Consider the following 19,008-nt stretch of genomic DNA (forward strand, 5'->3'; position numbering starts at 1 on the left):
TTATTTTTGAACATAAAAATCATAGGTTTTTCCTTTTTCAGTTGAAACGTCATAAACATGGTATTCAGGAAGTTGCAATGGTTTAATATTGGCTTCACTTGAAATTAAAGGTGTTTTAATTTTAGGTGTTCGGTAAAATTCATTGTCATTTTCACCTGATGCTTTGGTAAGCTCATTGCCGTTTTCATCAACTAAAACTTCAGTGGTTCTTAACCTTAGGTTTCCACCTAATTGTGATTTCATTTTAACCACATCCAAAGTGTTATTTGCCCAGTTTAAATCCACTACAAAACCACCTCTTGCTTTAAGTCCTTTAACTTCACCATTACTCCAATTATCTGGAAGTGCTGGGAGCAAATGCAGTGCCTCGTCATGCGATTGAACGAGCATTTCAGCTATACCAGCAGTGCAACCAAAATTACCGTCAATTTGAAAAGGAGGGTGTGCATCAAATAGATTAGGATAGGTGCCGCCTGATTCTGTGCCATCTTCCACCAAGGTTAGTTGGGTCTTTATGAGTTTGTAAGCTCTATTGCCGTTTAGCATACGCGCCCAAAAATTCACTTTCCAACCCATAGACCAACCTGTTGAAACATCGCCTCTAAACTCCAAAGTTTGTTCGGCAGCTTTGAATAATTCAGGGTTTTTAAAAGGCGATACTTGTGCGGATGGATATAAACCATATAAATGGGAAATATGACGGTGTTTGCTGCCAGGGTCGTCCCAATCCTTAATCCATTCTTGTAATTGTCCGTATTTACCAATTTGCATCGGTGGTAAACGCTTCTTTAAAACAGCTATGGAATCCGCGAATTCGGTATCAATATCCAAAATTTTGGATGCGTCAATGACATTGCTAAACACATCAAAAACCAATTGGTTGTCCATGGTAGTGCCATAACTAACCCCAACACTGTTGATGTATTTGTTTTCTGGTGACATGGAAGGCGTAACAACCAACCAATTATGTTCGGGCTCTTCCTGTAAAACATCGGCGTAAAACTGTGCCTTGCCCTTTAAAACAGGATAGTGTTTCTTTAAAAATTCTTTATCTCCGGTAAATAAATAATGCTGCCAAATATGTTGTGTCAACCAAGCACCACCCATAGGCCAAAAGCCATAAAAACCGCCATCAATCATACCAGCAACGCGCCAAATATCTGTATTGTGATGGATGTTCCAACCTCTGGCATGATACATTTTTCGCGCACTTTCCTGTCCGGTAACAGACAAGTCCTCTAACATAGAAAAAAGTGGTTGATGCAATTCAGAGAGATTGGTGACTTCCGCTGGCCAGTAGTTCATCTCGGTATTGATATTTACCGTGTATTTGCTGTCCCAGGGAGGAGACAATTTATCATTCCAAATTCCTTGGAGGTTAGCTGGCTGCCCTCCAGGCCTTGAGCATGAAATCAATAAATATCTACCGAATTGAAAATAAAGCGATACTAAAGATAAATCCTCAGTTTCGGCAAAATTTTCTAAACGCTTGTTGGTTGGGATAGAATCATTTTCTTTTTTGCCAAGCTTAAACGATACTCTGTTGAATAGCGATTGATAGTCTGAAATATGGGCATTTTTTAAAGCTTCTAAAGGTTTCGATTTAATTTTTTCAAGATAGCTGTTTGCTATGTCTTCGGCCGAATTACTTAAATCTTTATAATTTTTAAAGTTTGTTCCTATACTAACAAAAAGCAATACTTCATCTGCATTTTTAATAGAAAGCGAAGATTCTTGTTGTTCTAATTCACCACAACTTAGTTTAGGATAAAGTAATGTTTCAAAGTTAATTTTGCCTGTTTTATTTTCATGATTGCCCGTAGTTCCTGTTAGTTTTAAGGTATTGTTTTCAGCTGAAATTGAATGGATTTTGTGAGGCGTATCCATCGATACTTCAAAATTCAATTGCTTTGGTTTATCTGCAGAAAGACTAATGACCATAACTTGGTCTGGATATGAAACAAAATATTCACGCTTAAAATTCACTCCGTTTGAAGTGTAGGTTACAGTAGAAATGGCATTTTCAATATCCAATTCACGTCTGTAGTTTGATATGTTTTCTTGGTTTGAAAAATTTAAGTTTAAATTTCCAACCGTTTGATACGGAACTCCATAATTGTTGTCCTTTGGTGTGTTTTTAGGAAAAATTTCCAAAGCCATTTTTTGTGCTTCTTCATATTTTCCATCAAACAATAGTTTTCTGATGTTTTCTACATCGTCATAATAATCTCTGGTGATGTTATTGCCCGGTTCTCCGGCCCAAACAGTTTCTTCGTTAAGTTGAATTCTATCGTTTTCAACACCGCCAAAAAGCATACCTCCAATACGGCCATTTCCAATGGGTAGGGCTTCATTCCAATTGTTGGCGGCTTCTGAATACCATAAAATATTGTTATAGTTTTTAACTGGTGTCGGGGTTTTATCGCAAGAAACGAGGTTAGCTACTAGTACTAATATTAAAAGACTATAAAACGTATTTAATGGAATGGTTTTCATTTTATTTTCTGACGTTAATGGCCTTTTTGTTTAATTCTTTGCCCAGTTTGATATTATTTGAGGATACATTTGATTTTGAAAATTGAATATTTTCAGTTTTTGCCCCTAAGACTTTTATAGTGTTTTTGCTTTCTTCAACGCTGAAGTTTTCTGAAACTACATTTTTACTGTTGTAAATAGTCAAGGCATAATCTTCTGAGGCAATGACTTTCACATTTGTTAGTGTTATGCCATTGGCATCAATAGCCGTTATTCCTTTTTTTGTTTGAAAAATGGCGTTTTTAAGTGAAACATTTTTAAGGTTCATTTCGGGCAATCCCATAAAAAAAGCTGCCGTTTCAGAATTGGAAACCTTAATATTTTTCATGAAAATATTTTTGAAAGAGGGGGTTTCTTCGGTAACAGGAACCATAGTTTCATCACGTTTTTCATCTTCAGCATTTTGGTCGTCTTCGAGAACAGGGGAGTTTCCCTCATAAAACATATTAAAACGAATGGCTTCGGTTGGAATATTAATCATATCGATATTAGAGATGTAAATATTTTCAACAACTCCGCCACGGCCGCGCGTACTTTTAAACCGCAAACCTACATCGGTACCCAAAAATGTACAGTTTGACACGTGCACGTTTCTTACTCCACCAGACATTTCACTACCTATAACAAAACCGCCATGAGCGTGATATACCACATTATTTTTAACGATAACATTTTCGGTGGGCATACCTCTTTTTCTACCGTCTTTGTTTTTACCCGACTTAAAGCAGATGGCGTCATCACCAACATCAAAAGTATTGTTGTAAATCAAAACATTTTTGCACGATTCTAAATCCAGACCATCGCCGTTTTGTGAATACCATGGATTTCTAACACTTAAATTTCTTATAATGATATCTTCACTCATTAAAGGGTGAATGTTCCAAGCTGGTGAATTTTGAAACGTTGGGCCATCCAAAAGAATGCGTTTAGAATTAATCAAACTCACCATCACAGGGCGTAAATAATCTTTAACCGATTGTAGTTCTGTATCACTAATTAAATCTGGAACGTTAAAGTTTGAGGTGCCTTCGTAGCCATTTTTTGCACCTTCACTTGGAAACCAGATTTTTTTATCGGTTGAAAGAACGCCACCAGAACTCACTAATTTTTTCCATTGGCCATCTGTCATTTTTGATTTTTTAACAGGGCGCCACGCATCGCCATTACCATCAATGATGCCAGTACCGGTTATAGCAATGTTTTCAACATTATTGGCATTAATGGGTGAAATGTTTCTAACCGTGTTTAAGCCTTCAAAACTTGTTTTTATAAGTGGGTAATCATCAAAATCATCACTAAATAGAATTAGGGAACCGTCTTCTAAATGAATATTAACATTGCTTTTAAAGGTAATAGGACCGGTTAACCAAATACCACGCGGGACAATTATTTTTCCACCACCTTTTGAGTTTACATTTTCTATTGCTTTTTCAAAAGCTTCAGTGTTTTTAAATAGGCCTCCACTTTTAGCACCAAAATCATTGATGTAAACAGTATATTTTGGAAAGCTAGTGGTTTTCACCTTAGGCATTTCAAACTCAATGCCTTCGTATATTTCATTTTCGTTTATAACGTTCGTTGATTGTCCTACTAAAAGTTTTGAACAAAAAAGGGTTAAACAAATTAACCCTAATTTTAATATTGATGATTGCATAATTATTTAGTTATAGTAAAGTAATCTACATCTGCATATCCGCCGCGTTTGGCTTCTTGTGGACTAATACTGAATAGGCCTACTTTAGCGCCAATCCATTTTCCTTCTTTGGCTTTAAATGGTTTACCTATTTTTTTGAATTTTTTACCATTTTCAGAATATAAAAACTGGCACATGGCATTTGGCGCTGTAACTTCAACCTTAAAATAAGCTGTGTTTGATTTTAGTTTTACGGTTTCGTTAGTAACTTCAGCAGCACCATCAATAGCTTTAAGGGCTTCTGTTTGGTTAAGAAAGAAACCATTTTCATCGTGAGAAATGCTTAAGGTTGCATAATCCATGCCCATAACAATGAGTCCAGAAGTTTTTCCACTCTTTGCTTCTTCGGGGATTAACGTAATCTTTGTTGAAGCCGTAAAGCTGGGCGCAGGAAATTTTTGCAACAATAAGTTGGGGGCCATCCATAGGTTAGCGGCATCTTCATCTACTTTTATTGAAAATAAACGCAAGTAATCATTTCCAGGTAATTTGGCGTGCCAAACTACATCGTTATTGGCATGCCATTGCCATTGCAATCCTATATTGAATCCATCAAAATTATCAGTTTCAACTGGATTTTCAACGGCATAAGATTTCCCTATATTTGGTTTTTTATGCGATTTTACGGGCTCGCCAATGCCATTTCCATCAAAATCTTTTCCCATAATCGGCCAATCGTTTTTCCAAGTCATGGGTTGCAAATGCACAATTCTTCCGTAGGCATCAACATCTTGAAAGTGGTAAAACCATGATTCCCCATCGGGTGTATCAACCCAAGCACCTTGATGGGGTCCATTTATGTCCGTGCTACCTTGTTCTAAAACTACTTTTTCTTCGTACGGTCCATAAATGTTTTTTGAGCGTAAAATTAGTTGCCAGCCTGTGGCTACGCCTCCTGCCGGAGCAAAAATGTAGTAATAACCGTTTCGTTTATAAAATTTTGAACCTTCAACGGTATCGTGGTTGTCGTGTCCGTCAAATACATGTATGCCTTTATCTATAACTTTTGTGCCTTCAGTATTCATTTTATTGACTGATAACAAACTTTTCACGCCTCGACGGCTCCCTGCATAGGCGTGAACTAAGTAGGCATCACCATTATCATCCCAAAGCGGACAAGGATCTATAAGTCCTTTGCCTTCCATTACCAAAACAGGTTCATCCCATTTTCCGTAAGGATCTTTAGTCTTAACCATGTAAATACCAAAATCGGGATCGCCCCAATAGATGTAAATCTCACCTTTATGGTAGCGAATGGCTGGAGCCCACACACCGTTGCCATGTTGTGGCATATTAAATGTCTCCTCGGGTACTTGAGTTTCTAAAGCATGATTAATCAATGTCCAGTTTACCATATCTTTTGAATGAAGTATGGGTAAGCCTGGAGCGACATTAAAGCTAGAAGCGGTCATATAATAATCATAGCCAACGCGAACCACATCTGGGTCTGAATAATCGGCATATATGATGGGGTTATTGTAAGTTCCATCACCGTTATCGGCCACCCAAACCTCTGAAATGTAAGGTTTGTTGATTTGTGCTAATAATAGGTTATAGGCTAGTAATGAGAATATAAACAGCTTGAACTTCATTATAAAGTAAGGGTAATTTTATTTATCCAGTTCTAAGCTAGCCATAATGAACGGACCTGTTCCTTTAGGGTCGTTAGAACGAATTTTTTCACCTATATAGTATTCAAAAGAACCATCTCTGTATGGATTTCCACCTAAACCAGCAACGGCACAACATTGGTTTAGGTTAACCACGCCGTTTTCTTCAACGGAAACTAACTTGTCAAGCAATGCTTGATATGATTTTTTTGCCACATCTAAATATTTTTCTGGTAAATATCCTTTGCGAACACCCTTGGCAAAGGTATAAGTAAACATAGATGTCCCAGTTGCTTCAAGGTAATTACCTTCTCTGTCACCTTGATCTAAAACTTGCCACCATAAACCAGATTCATCTTGAACATTGGTAATAGCTTCTGCATATTGGTTTAGATATTTAATAATACGCTCCCGTCCGGGATGGTTTTCTGGTAAAAAGTCTAGAACATCTACCATAGCCATACCGTACCAGCCCATACCACGGGACCAAAAATGTTGTGAGTTACCTGTTTCTTTGTTTGCCCAACGTTGTTCTTTGCTTTCATCCCAACCATGGTAAAGTAGGCCTGATTTTTCATCACGACTGTGTTTCTGAATCAAATCGAATTGAAGTACCGCATGCTCGTAAATTTTTTCCTTTTTTTCTTCATCTTCAACATAATCCCTTGCATAACGTGTGTGAAATGGTTCAGCCATGTAAAGTCCGTCTAACCACATTTGGTAAGGGTATATTTTTTTGTGCCAATAGCCACCATCTGATGTTGTTGGTTGCGATTCCAATTGGCTATCCAAGGTTTGCATGGCTTTTAAGAAGCGTTCTTCTTTGGTAATAGGGTAGAGGAACAACAAAACATCTCCAGATTTAATCATATCCAGATTTTGCTTTTCTAAGCTATATGTATCAATGGTTCCTGTACTATCAATCAGCGTATCGGCATAGTCATAAATATAATCGTAATACTCTTGCTTTTTTGTTTGTTCATAAACTCTGGAGCATGCACTTAAAACTAAACCTGGAGTATATGTCCAACGAGCCCTTGTTGCAAAATCTAGTTTTGTAGCTTCCGGGAAACGTTCAATTTCTGAAAGCATCATACGCTCAGACCATTTTAAAGTTTCGGGAACAACTTTTTCAACAGTTGTCGTTTCATCTTGGGTGTTTTCTTTTTTTGAGTCTTTGCAGGATGTAAACAATACTAAAGCCGTGGCAAAGCCTGCAAAATATTTCATTTTAGATGTCATTTTTATAGTTTAGTTAATTGAATTCGTATTGTTTAATGATTGCAACTTCAGGTTTAAATCTGTCAAGAAAGCGTCTTCAGTTTTTATGCCGTTAAGTTCTTGCTCCCAAGCAGCCAAAAAGTAATAGGTAATGGTTCCAGTGGTTGGTTTGAAAATTACCAAATGTTCATAATCGCCCTTTTTTTGTTCTGCCACTTCATCCAATTTGTAAAAAAGTGCCATTCCTAAATTGTCCGGCGGACTTGCCAAAGTTTGTTGCCCATAAGTGGCAACGTATGCCCATTTTTCACCTTCTTTTTTGTGGATAGTGACACCGTGGTCTACAATTCCTGTGCAAATACCTGTAATTTCTTTTGATGGTGAAAGCTCCGCTTTTGTGAATCTATCGTTTGGAAAAATAGTCAATTTAGCTTTTAAATCGATAGAGTCATCTCCAGATTTCCATCCTTCATATGAAATGTTAACCGAAGAACTGCCTTCTGAATTTTCAATTGTAGCCAAGGTGTTTTTAACGGTTTGAAAATGAACTACAGAATCGGCAACAACTCGACCATAACCACCAATGCCCATAGAATTTCCAGCCTTAAGGATATCTTGTCCCCAAGGGGATGGTTCGTGGTACGAATCAAATCCATCTTGGCCAACATATGGCAGCACAATTGAATCTGCCTTTTTGCCAAAAATATCGATGGCATTTCTCCAATCTAAATATAAACGATAGCCAACCTGACTATTTTCCCAACCAGGTCCTTCATAACGGATAAACCATGAATGGTCTGTATGTTCTTTTGGTACATGAAGCGAATCTACGTTTTTGAAAGAAGTACTGGCATTGTATTCCTTATGCCCTCTGGAACCGTCAACCCACTCACCATCTTGGGCAATAGAAATTTCTGCATAGGTTTTTTGTGGAACTATTTCCTCTGAAACTTCCTCTGTAGTAACAGTTTCTGAATCAGACTTTTTCTCTTTACAAGAGATTAGACTTAAAAATACAATTGATAAAATTGCTAATTTTTTCATGTGTTAATTTTTATTGGTTTTTAATTGTCACATATAACCTTTGATTATTAAAATAATCATTTTACTGTATGTTTAACGATTATTTTAATCATGTCGGTTTCATGAGGTTTGGTTATTAAATTTTAATATGCTTTTCCGTTAATGGTTGTGTTTTTAAATATAATTGGCTCTGAATGTTCTACCGATAAGTCTTCATTGGCGCCTTTGATGTGTACATTGGTAAGTGTCACATTTTTTATAACGGCTTCTTCACGTCCTCTAATCAAAATGCCATATTTTCCACTGTTTTCAACCGTCATATTTTCTAAATGAATACCATCTATTTTTGGAATAAATTCACCTTCTTGATTGGCATAGATGCCATAATGTAAGTTGATTTTTAGGGCAGCTTCTTTAACTTGACCTACTTGAATATCTTTTACGTAAAGATTTTCAACAAATCCACCGCGAAGGGTATTGGTTTTTATACGGATAGCTCGATCTAAGTTTGGGCTATCCATTTTGCAATTTCTGACATAAACGTTTCTAACCCCTGAAGAGATTTCACTGCCTAAAACCACGCCTCCATGACCATCTTTCATGTCGCAATTTTCAATGACAATGTTTTCAGAAGCGATGTTAACTCGTCTTCCGTCGGAATTTCTACCAGATTTTATTGCGATACAATCGTCACCCGTGTTAAACGTGCAATTAGTAATGTGTACATTTTTGCAATATTCGGGGTCGCAGCCATCATTGTTTGGCCCGTGACTGTTGACAGTAACACCATCAATTTTAACAAAATTACATTTTAACGGGTGAATAACCCAGAAAGGTGCATTGGTAATGGTTACGCCTTGAAGCAACACGTTTTCACATTCAAAAGGTTCAAAAAATGATGGACGAATATGGTGATCTGCTCCAAAAACACGCTCTGAGATAGGTATTTGAGCTTCGTTCATTTTACGTAATGTTGGTAGGTTAATAGAATCGTGCTGTTTAGGAGCACCTTCTACCCAGCCATAAGAATCTTTACCACACCAAGGCCACCAATTGGTGTTACTGGCTTGACCATCTAAGATTCCTTTTCCTGTAACGGCAATGTTCTTTTGTTTATATGCGCGAATAAGTGGGGAGAAGTTCATGAGTTCTACACCTTCGTACGATGTGTGGACTACAGGAAGATAATCGTTATGATTAGTGGAAAAAAGCACGTGGGCACCTTCTTCTAAATGGAGATTAACGTTGCTTTTTAGTACAATAGGCCCAGTTAAAAATTTACCACTTGGAATAATTACTTTACCGCCACCCATGTTACTACACGAATCAATGGCCTTTGCTATAATTTCTGTATTAATGGTTTCTCCATCAGAAATGGCACCTAAATCAACGATGTTTAAAATGTTGTCTGCAAATTCAGGAATTTTTATAGATTCAATAATGGCATCAGCTTGAGCAAATGCATCTAGTTCTTCAGTTTTTTTTTCATTTTCCTTTTGTTTGCAGGAACTGAATGTTAACGAAAAAACTGAAAATAAAAGGATAGAATATAGTCCAAAAGGTGTTTTAGTGTTCATTTATTTTTGTTTAGTGTAATCGATTGTACTAAAAATAGCAAAAACTATTTTAGGGCATGATTTCTCAAAGATAATACATAGAATATTAAAAATGGAGGTGATACAATAACAATTTTATATTAAAATTTACAATTTAGGAATCCAATCGTCTAAACCTTTTAACACATTTTCTTTGCTAAAGGAATCAATGTCTTTTTTTGAAAGTTTTTTTCCCCAATTCACCCTTTTGTTGGAAGCTCCAGGCCCTGTTGAATTGTATTCTGCATAAAAAGTAGTTTCTTCTGCATGGGGTTTGCCCCAATTGTGCCAACCTTCGGGTTTTATATGGTTGTCCATGTAACAATTTATAAAAACGGTTTGGGCATAATCACGCCATGGCCGTCCGAGGTAAAATGTGCTATCTTGGGCATTTCCTGTTATTTTACAGTCTTTAAAAACAAAACCATATTTGGTGTCTTTATTGGTTGAAGCCGCGGTTATATAGCCGCGATTTTTGCAAAAGATTTCACAGTTTTCGAAATACCCGGTTGACCAACCAAAAATAAAATCTACTGTGCCTTCAATGTAACAATCTTTGTAATACTGTCGGCTATTGTCTCCGTACAAATAAAGCGTATCCTGATTTCCTAAGAATTTGCAATTTTCAAAAATAACTTTATCGCCATCAATCCTTACAGCAACAGCTTGACCAACTGGCCCCGCACTGTTTTCAAAAGTTATATTTTTGGCTTTAAACCCATCACCAAAGACAAAAAAGGATGTAGAACCTGTGGTGCCAACTTCTTCACCAAATGTGTTTCTTTTTTGGGCATAATCGTCATAAGTCAATATGGTGTTTTCTTTGTCCTCACCAATAAACGTAACATTTGTTTTTGAGGCTGGAAGAACCAATTTTTCTTTATAGACACCATTTTTTATAAAAATTCGGGTTTCTTTTTTTCTGAAATCTGGCACGGCGTCAATAGCTTCTTGAACTGTTTTAAAATTTCCGCTACCATTTGAGTCAACAACAAAATGATAAGTTTCACTATTGATGGTTGTTAAATTTGAAGATGAATGTATTAATGAGTTAGCGTATATCTCGATATTTGTGTAGACCTTATCTAAAGAGTTACCTTTAGAATCGGCAATTTCGGGATTAAGCTGATGCTGCTTTTCCCACTCATCAGGAATACCATCTTTGTCGGAATCTGTTTTTCCATTTTCTGACTTTAAAATGGGCCAACCCCCAACATTTTCCTGTGAATCAATAATGCCATTTTTGAAATTAACACTGCCTTCTTGGGTGTTGTGAACGATTCTGGAATCTACGGCATCTCTAAAAATACTGGCTCCAGCTTTTTTCATGACCTTTTTATAGGCCTCTTGAGCACTTGACGTTTTTATGTTATCGCTTATGGCTATCGGGGAGTTTAATTTAGTAGCTTCAGGATTATCGCATTGAACACCTCCATCCCAATTGTTTTTTGTGATATTTTCGAAACCACTAACGTAATTTCCATTTACATAAAATTTACCATAAGGCTTGGAGGGATTTACAATTCTATCAAGTTTGGAAGATGTTGTAGCCGGACCGGATTTAAAGTAGTTGTTAACCATATTATAGGTGCCATTTTCCCCTCCGTAGATACTGTTTTCACCCCAATTGTAAATCACGTTATTTCTGAAATCCACAAATTCGTTTTCTGAATTTTGGGTTGTTTTTGAACCACTAAATCTTGGATTTCTACTGTTATTGCTGGCTATTAAATTATGATGAAAAGATGCATTAACACCACCCCAAATGCCTCCATAACCATGGGCACCTTTAGGATGCACCGAATTGTTTAGTGCTTCTGATATGATGCACCACTGAAGTGTGAAATTTTTGTTGTTGTAAAATGAAGCATTTTCATCGGTTGCCCAACTAACAGAGCAATGGTCAATGATTACATTATTGGCGTTTCTGCACCCTAAGGCATCGCCTTCAACTTTGCTCACGTCTCCCATTCTAAACCTTAAATAGCGTACAATGACGTTATCTGCTTTTATAGTGAATGGATAGCCTTTTAGCGTAATGCCATGCCCTAGAGCCGTTTGTCCTAAGATGGTTAAATCTCCTCTGTTTACATCTAAATCAGACTTTAATTCAATAGTTCCCGAAATAGCAAATATTATGATTCTTGGTCCTTTTTTTACTATGCCTTTTCTTAAACTCCCTTCGCCGTCATTATTTAAATTGGTAACCGTGTAAACCAATCCACCTCTACCTCCAGTAGCATATTGGCCAAAGCCTTCTGCTTCTGGAAAGGCTAGTTGCTGTGCATGAGAAATAGATGTAAAAATTAAAAATAGGCCTATGATGTAACTGATTTTTAAGCTCATTAATACTTTTTTTCAATAAATTAAAAAAAGGGCATTCATTAAAAATGTTTGCCCTTTTGTATGATAAAAAATGTTTATTGCATTTTTAAGGTCTCCATCTTGGATCTCCAACTTGATTGTCCAATAAGGTTTGGTTAGTAACTGTAAAATCGCCTGCAAGAGGGTCAACAAATCCAGGGTCTAGTTCTGTATAGTTACTGGCATCAAAAATAAATTGGTCAGGATTAATAAATCCAGGTGCGTTAAAATAATTATTGTTATTAAACGTTGGACTTTCATCAACACCTGTTCTGTCAGCATATCCTTCAGATTCAGTTTCGGCTATTAAGGTATTTTGCACGGTAACTTCGTTGGTTTGGAATCTAACATATAGAATTCTTCTACTATCTGAATTAGAGCAGGCATATATTGTACAACTATCTATTAATATATTGCAAATGCTATTGCCATTGGAAGTACCGGCAGCATCAAGCCTTAAAAAATCACGACCTGGTGCGCAGTTATTAAATGTACTTGAGGTTATGGTAACGCCTAAAGCATCAGAGTTTCTAAAATCAATAAAATCTCCACCAGCTGTAAGTATGTTGGTAACTATGCAATTTTCAACAGTTACATTTTGCACAATGGCATCTGTAACATTTCCTGCAATAAATGAGCGTGCAAAATCGTGAATATTACAGCCACTAAGTAAGAGTGAGTTGTAATTGCCTGCACCAGTAAATCTCACGACATCAGAAACAGTTAATGCTCCGTCTAGATCTAAATTGATTAAGCTTACATCTGTTGCTCCACCATTTATTTCAAAATTAATACCCAATTTGGCCTTATCATAGCTAAGCAAACTTCTTACAGTTATAGGTTTGTCTAAAGTAGCCGTTCCGGTTTGAGATGTATAATCACCTGGTTCAAGCAATATAACATCGCCTGGGGCAGCATTTTCAATCATTTGAAGTATATCGTTGCTTGAATTTATAACAGTACCAGTTGATGGATCTACTTCCGTCAGAAAATCTGCAAAGCCCCTAACTTTTGAGTTGTTGTAAAGGATTGCTGAATATTCTGTATCACCTGTTAATCCTGTTATGGTTGCTACACCTGATGCTTTTTCTGATGCCGAAATATCATATCTTATATCTCCAGGTTGAAGAATGAAATGAGTAACATTCAATCCGGCTTCCCATCTTAATGTTGCCTGTGTTGCCTGTATGTCGCCTATTTGAGAAGGTTGCATAATTTGTTCGGATAATGTAGTTGCTTCACCTAAGGCCCATGAAGAATCGTTTAGTCCGCGGTCACTTACCGCTTTAACTCTGATGGAGTAAACAGTTTCTCCTTCCAGTCTTATTAAAATAGGCAATTCACTAGCCGTTACTATCTCAGACTGAAAAATATTGGTAAAATTAGGATCGTCGGCACTAAATTCCACAACGTAATAATCTACACTTTCATTTACAGCCCAACTTAATTCAACGAATGTTTGGTTTCTTACCCTAGCCGTTAAATCTACTGGAGCAAACTCTCGACTAATAGACAATTCTTCCACGACGTCTTCATGGTAACCACAGCTAACAATCAGCAGAGTTAGAATGAATGTGGATAATGTTTTAACTATATATTGTGTTTTCATAATTTTTATCTACTTTTTTCTTAATTAAATACTAATATCCGTAATCGTTTTCTAACATATTGTTACTTCCATCAATGAATACCTGCCATATTGGCCAAAATTGTCTTGTATCAGGATCTACGCCTTCTTTAAATAGGGAGTTTATCTCATCTATTTCCAGATCAGTCCAATCTTGTGCAGAATACTCCCCTCCAGGATTTGATGTTTCACCTCGGTTTAATCCGTAAATGTCAAGAGTTTCATTGTCGTCTTCATACTTGTAGTATAACGTTGTTGGTACATCAGCATAGTCTCCTGTTCTGAATAGCAAATCATTCATTTTTTGTTTTGCTTCCGCTAAATTTGCTCCCAGTAAGTTCCATCTAATTAGTGCATGTTTACGCTGTTTTTCTCCAGTAAACTCAAATTTGTGCTCATCAACTATGGCGTTGAACATGGCTTCTTTGGTAGCTAATGCATTTACATAGGCATCAACTTTTTGTGCATGGTTTTCTGGTGCAAAAGCTCTTCTGCGTAGTTCCTTCAAATAAGGAGCAGCAGCGGCAGGACCTTCCAATTCATTGGCAGCTTCGGCAGCCATTAGTAGAACTTCCGCATATCTCATTTCTAGCCAGTTGATACCATCATCGTTCGATGAAGTAACATAGCGATTCATCCATTCATAACGATATTTTCCAAAATACCAAGTGCTTAATCCCACCAATTGCTGTTGAGAAAATCCAAAGGCGTCTGCAGTACCCCATTCATAAGGTACAGCAGTAATATCTCTACGGGTATCTGCTTCGTCATAATCATAAAAAACAGTTGGTAAAGGGCCTGCTATACCTCCTCGAGGTTGACCTGTGTGCTGATCCACACTACGGTGACGAATTGCAAAAGAGAAATTTACACGACCACGGCCATCTGCAAAAGGCATTTCCCAAAGCGATTCACCACCGGCAGAAACATCCTCTTCATTTAATTTTCTCCAAACAGTTTCGAAAGAAGATTCTAATTGAACCGTACCACTGTTAATAACTGAACGGCATTCATCCAAAGCAATTTTATACATTTTTGCAACAGAAAGGTCCGGATCGGTACTTCTTCGTACACCATCTCCCGGGTACTGTTGAAAACCACTGGCAGCCAAAGCTAAGCGGGCTCTAAGACCTTTAACAAACGCTTTATTTATTCTTTCAACCGTCATGGTAGCAGAATTTTCGTTAGGCCATGGTACCAAAGTTGCAGCCTCTTCTAAGTCGGCAATAATTTGTTTGTATATGACATCTCTACTACTCTTTGCCAAATAAATGGTTTCAGAATTTATAGGTTCAAATCGAGCGGGAACATCTCCCCATGCCTTAATTAAGTCGCTGTAAAAAAGAGCCCTGTATGTTAAAGCTACACCCAATAGACGACCAAGCTCGGTATCTGGTTCTGTTGTTCCATACGTACGGATTCCTTCAATGGCTTTATTGGCTCTTTCTATTCCAATATAAATCTCATTCCAAGAACTGTTGTCCCTATTCATTTGGTCGTTATTTGGCTTAGTGTCATATATCATAAGCTCTCCAGTGGAATTACCTTCTGAAAATGAGTTGTAGTTCCATTCAGTATCAGTGTTAAAGCCATAGAATGGTATGTGACGCCCTCTGTAAGAGTTGGTATGTGCTATAATTTCTATAATACCATCAATAGCTCCTTGTGCTAAATCTGGATTAGAAAATATAACATTGTCTGCAATACTAGATTTTGCTGGGGAGTCTAAAAAATCTGCCTCAAATTCTTGACAGCCGTTTAAAAGACCGATCATAATTACTCCCGAAGTTAATATTTTAAATATATTTTTCATTTTCTGTAGAATATTTTATTAAAAGTTAAGGTTTAAACCGAAAACAATTTGTCTGCTTCGAGGATATGGAGAATAATCAACCCCAGGCGTTAGAGGTGTTCTTCTTCTTGTTGAAACTTCAGGGTCTAAACCAGAATAATCGGTGATGATGAACACATTATTTGCCGTAGCATAAAACCTTAGGTTTGTAAGCCCAATTTGAGAAGTAAACCTCTCAGGTACAGTATAGCCAAGAGTAAGTGTATTTAATCTTAAGAACGATCCATCTTCTACGGCCCAATCGCTAAACACAAAACGAGACATAAATGGAGACCACATTGTGGTATTCGCGTTAAGTGCTGCCAATTGAGTTGGATCTGTGACCAACTGACCGGTAGCGGGATCTAAGTTTGTCCATCTTTTTCCATCGGCCATGATGGTACTTAAGTTTCTGTATTGCGCATTTTGGTTAGAGGTTGTAAACTCTATTTTATTTGCATTATAGACATCGTTTCCAATGCTAAAGTTAAAAGCGGCCATCAGGTCAAACCCATAAGCACGGGCGTTGATTACCATACCACCTGTTACATCTGGATTGGCATCTCCTATGATGGTTTGGTCATTAATATCTACCACCCCGTCAGGTGTGCCATCTGGACCACTAATGTCTTTAAGTTTCATAGTTCCTGGCATAACACCCCCTAGCCATAGATTGTCAACAACACCTGAATTTAATGTGTAATCACCTGTTGTAGCATCATAGGTGAAATCTGAAACCTCATAACGTCCGTCACTTTGGAAACCGTACATGACACCCAAAGGTTCACCCACTGTTATCAAATAATCATTTCCGATTTGTGTGGAAGCCCAGCCCGTTGCTTGACCGAAATCATCCAAATCTCCTAGGGAGTTAATACGATTTTTGTTCATTCCAGCATTAAAAGAGAAACTTAACCCGTAATCTTCTTTTTCTATAGCCGATACATATAACGAAGCTTCGATACCGGTGTTTTGTACCTCACCCAAATTTCTATATTGGTCATCGTAACCAGATCCAGGTATTGGGAATCTTATTAATAAATCTTCGGTAATGTTTTTGTATGCCTCTACTGTACCACTGATGCGTCCTCTGAACAAATCGAAATCAAGACCTACGTTTTGAGTGACTGTAGTTTCCCATTTTAAATCTGGATTTGCCAATGTATTGTCTGGTCTCCAATAGTTTGAAAATGTATTGAATTGCGACGTTGCACTAGACTGGTAGTTTTGAATGGTTTGACCTGCCGGAATATTATTGTTACCTGCCTCACCGTAACTAGCTCTCACCTTTAAGGTATTTAACCAATCTGCACCAGCTAAAAATGGCTCCTCAGAAATTTTCCATGCAAATGCAGCAGATGGGAAATACCCCCATCGGTTGTCACCTAAGAACTTGCTTGATCCATCAGCACGGTATGTAGCGGTTAATAGATAGCGGTTTTTAAAATCGTAGTTAACACGACCAAAGAACGATAATAATTTATCATCAGGACTATAAAAGTCATCTACAAGAAGTGGAGTTCCTTGGCTAGTAAGGTTTCTTGCAGTGTTAAAGTCAAATAGCTTAGGAAATCCTTGAATTTCACTGGTAACTTCATTTCTTTCTGTAATAATCATTTCCTCACCTACAAGAAGTTTCAAACTATGGTCTTCATTGTCTAAAAGTTTTTGGAAGTCATAATTCAATGTATTGGCATTTCTGAAGGAAACACGTTTATCATCGCTGGAAACCAATGAAGGCAAGCCTTGGTTTTCGGCAGCCGGTCTGTTATTGGAGTAATAAGTTGAACGGCCATAAAAACGGTAATCTAAATCATTACGATTGTCAAGACCTAAGTCCATTTTGAATTGTAAATCATCCAATATTTTCCAAGAAAAACTACCTACCATGTTGAAGTTTTTTCTAGTTTTTAAACGTTGATTGTCATCAACCGCTACAAAAGGATTTATCAAATAGCTCGAAAGTGCTTCATCGGTATCTGTAGTCGTTAAGCCTGAAATAGGGATAGGAGAATAACCAACACTATGTCTTAAGCGAGCATCTGCAGACGAAACTTCATTCTGTTCATTGGCACCACCACCATTAATTTCAGTATCAGAATAACGTAAGGTGAATGATAAGTCTACTTTATCACTTGCTTTGCTTTTTAAAGATAAGGATAAATTGTTTCTTTTAAAATCCGAGCCTAGCATAATGGCTTTTTCATCGTAAAGCGCATAGTTAAAATTGAAATTAAATTTTTCAGATCCACCTCTAATAGCTAAATCCCTACTTTGAACTTCACCCATTTGGCCATATATCTGTTTTTGCCAATTGGTGCCTTTTTGCCCAAGGTATTGATCATAATCTTGCCATAACCCAAAATATCTTTCATATGAGTCTAGGTTGTTTGGGTCATCAAGCAAGGCATATTCATATTGCCACTTTACAAAATCTTCTGGGCTTTGCACATCAATAGTGTTAGCAATTTTCTTTGCTCCGTAAAACATGTTGAAGTTTACCGAAACTTTGCCTTCTTTACCACTTTTTGTCGTAATGATTACAACACCATTGGCACCTCTAGAACCATAAATGGCTGTAGAAGACGCATCTTTTAAGATACTGATGTTCTCAATATCTGAAGAAGAAACATCACTTATGTTGTTTACAGGAAACCCGTCTACGATGATTAACGGTGAACTGTCTTGGGTGATTGATCCACCTCCACGTACTCTTATGTTGATTTCAGCATCAGGAGAACCTTCAGAAGATACAACTTGAACCCCTGCCAATCTACCAGTCAATGCTTCTGCAACATTGGATATTGGCTGTTCCTTTAAGTCATCGCCTCCTATGGCAACGACAGAACCGGTTAAATCGGATTTACGAGCTGTACCATAACCTATAACTACAACCTCTTCGAGAGATTCTAAATCAGGTTGAAGTGTTATGTTAATCGTTTTTTGACCGGCAACAGATTTTTCTTGAGTTTTGTAGCCGATATAAGAAAAAACCAATGTGGCATTAGAAGCTATGTTTTGAAGCTCATAGTTTCCGTCAAAATCTGTTGATGTACCGGTTGTCGTTCCTTTAACAAGGATTGTTACACCTGGTAGGGGTCCACCTAAATCACCGTCGCTAACCGTACCCGTAACACTGATTTGGTTTTGGGCTCTGGCAAGGTTGATGCAAAGTAAAAATAGTCCGATGAATAAGACTGAATAAGCCTTATTTCGATGTCCACTTTTCTTCCGAACTTCTAAAAAGCTCAAAAGTTGATCAAATAATGAATAGTTTGTCATGAAGTTTTAGTTTAATTAGTATATAGTTTAAAGATTCGTGAATTATTTTCCTAAAGGATAGTTACTATGACTGTATCAATGCATGAACAAATAATTGCAATCGATTACACAAAACTATAATTTTTTGCTGGGAAAACAAATAAAATTGCTAGAATTTAAAAAATTTAACATGATACACCTTAAAAAAAACTAGTTGTTTTCTGTCATTTACCAATTTTCTTGAAATA

The 19,008-nt window shown here is 37.1% G+C and carries 10 protein-coding genes; all 10 read right to left on the reverse strand.

The genetic code is table 11. The features are described 5' to 3' along the window. Entirely contained in the window at positions 1-2,496 is a 2,496-nt protein-coding gene (locus WJN01_RS06365) for a glycoside hydrolase family 95 protein (protein WP_445196317.1), read from the reverse strand. A 1-nt stretch (position 2,497) separates the two neighbouring features. Further along, positions 2,498-4,189, reverse strand: a complete 1,692-nt coding sequence (locus WJN01_RS06370) for a glycoside hydrolase family 28 protein (protein WP_445196318.1) — start codon at positions 4,187-4,189, stop codon at positions 2,498-2,500. A gap of 2 nt (positions 4,190-4,191) precedes the next feature. Then, positions 4,192-5,820: a glycoside hydrolase family 43 protein gene (locus WJN01_RS06375; protein ID WP_445196319.1), complete on the reverse strand. Its 1,629-nt coding sequence runs from the start codon at positions 5,818-5,820 to the stop codon at positions 4,192-4,194. An 18-nt stretch (positions 5,821-5,838) separates the two neighbouring features. Next, positions 5,839-7,068, reverse strand: coding sequence for a glycoside hydrolase family 88/105 protein (locus tag WJN01_RS06380; RefSeq protein ID WP_445196320.1), 1,230 nt, complete (start codon positions 7,066-7,068; stop codon positions 5,839-5,841). Between the two features lie 21 nt (positions 7,069-7,089). Beyond that, complete coding sequence (locus tag WJN01_RS06385; protein ID WP_445196321.1) at positions 7,090-8,103, reverse strand: DUF4861 family protein; 1,014 nt, start codon at positions 8,101-8,103, stop codon at positions 7,090-7,092. Between the two features lie 122 nt (positions 8,104-8,225). Beyond that, positions 8,226-9,659, reverse strand: a complete 1,434-nt coding sequence (locus WJN01_RS06390) for a glycoside hydrolase family 28 protein (RefSeq protein ID WP_445196322.1) — start codon at positions 9,657-9,659, stop codon at positions 8,226-8,228. A 126-nt stretch (positions 9,660-9,785) separates the two neighbouring features. Continuing rightward, positions 9,786-12,023 carry a pectinesterase family protein gene (locus tag WJN01_RS06395; RefSeq protein ID WP_445196323.1) on the reverse strand — a complete coding sequence of 746 codons (2,238 nt, stop codon included), beginning with the start codon at positions 12,021-12,023 and terminating at the stop codon, positions 9,786-9,788. 85 nt (positions 12,024-12,108) lie between these two features. After that, positions 12,109-13,650 (reverse strand): DUF5123 domain-containing protein, encoded by a 1,542-nt coding sequence (locus WJN01_RS06400; protein WP_445196324.1) that lies wholly within the window; start codon positions 13,648-13,650, stop codon positions 12,109-12,111. Between the two features lie 31 nt (positions 13,651-13,681). Beyond that, positions 13,682-15,481 carry a RagB/SusD family nutrient uptake outer membrane protein gene (locus WJN01_RS06405; RefSeq protein WP_445196325.1) on the reverse strand — a complete coding sequence of 600 codons (1,800 nt, stop codon included), beginning with the start codon at positions 15,479-15,481 and terminating at the stop codon, positions 13,682-13,684. 18 nt (positions 15,482-15,499) lie between these two features. Next, positions 15,500-18,781 (reverse strand): SusC/RagA family TonB-linked outer membrane protein, encoded by a 3,282-nt coding sequence (locus WJN01_RS06410; RefSeq protein WP_445196326.1) that lies wholly within the window; start codon positions 18,779-18,781, stop codon positions 15,500-15,502. Positions 18,782-19,008: the final 227 nt, after the last annotated feature.

Source organism: Tamlana sedimenti, from assembly GCF_038148895.1.
GTDB lineage: Bacteria > Bacteroidota > Bacteroidia > Flavobacteriales > Flavobacteriaceae > Tamlana.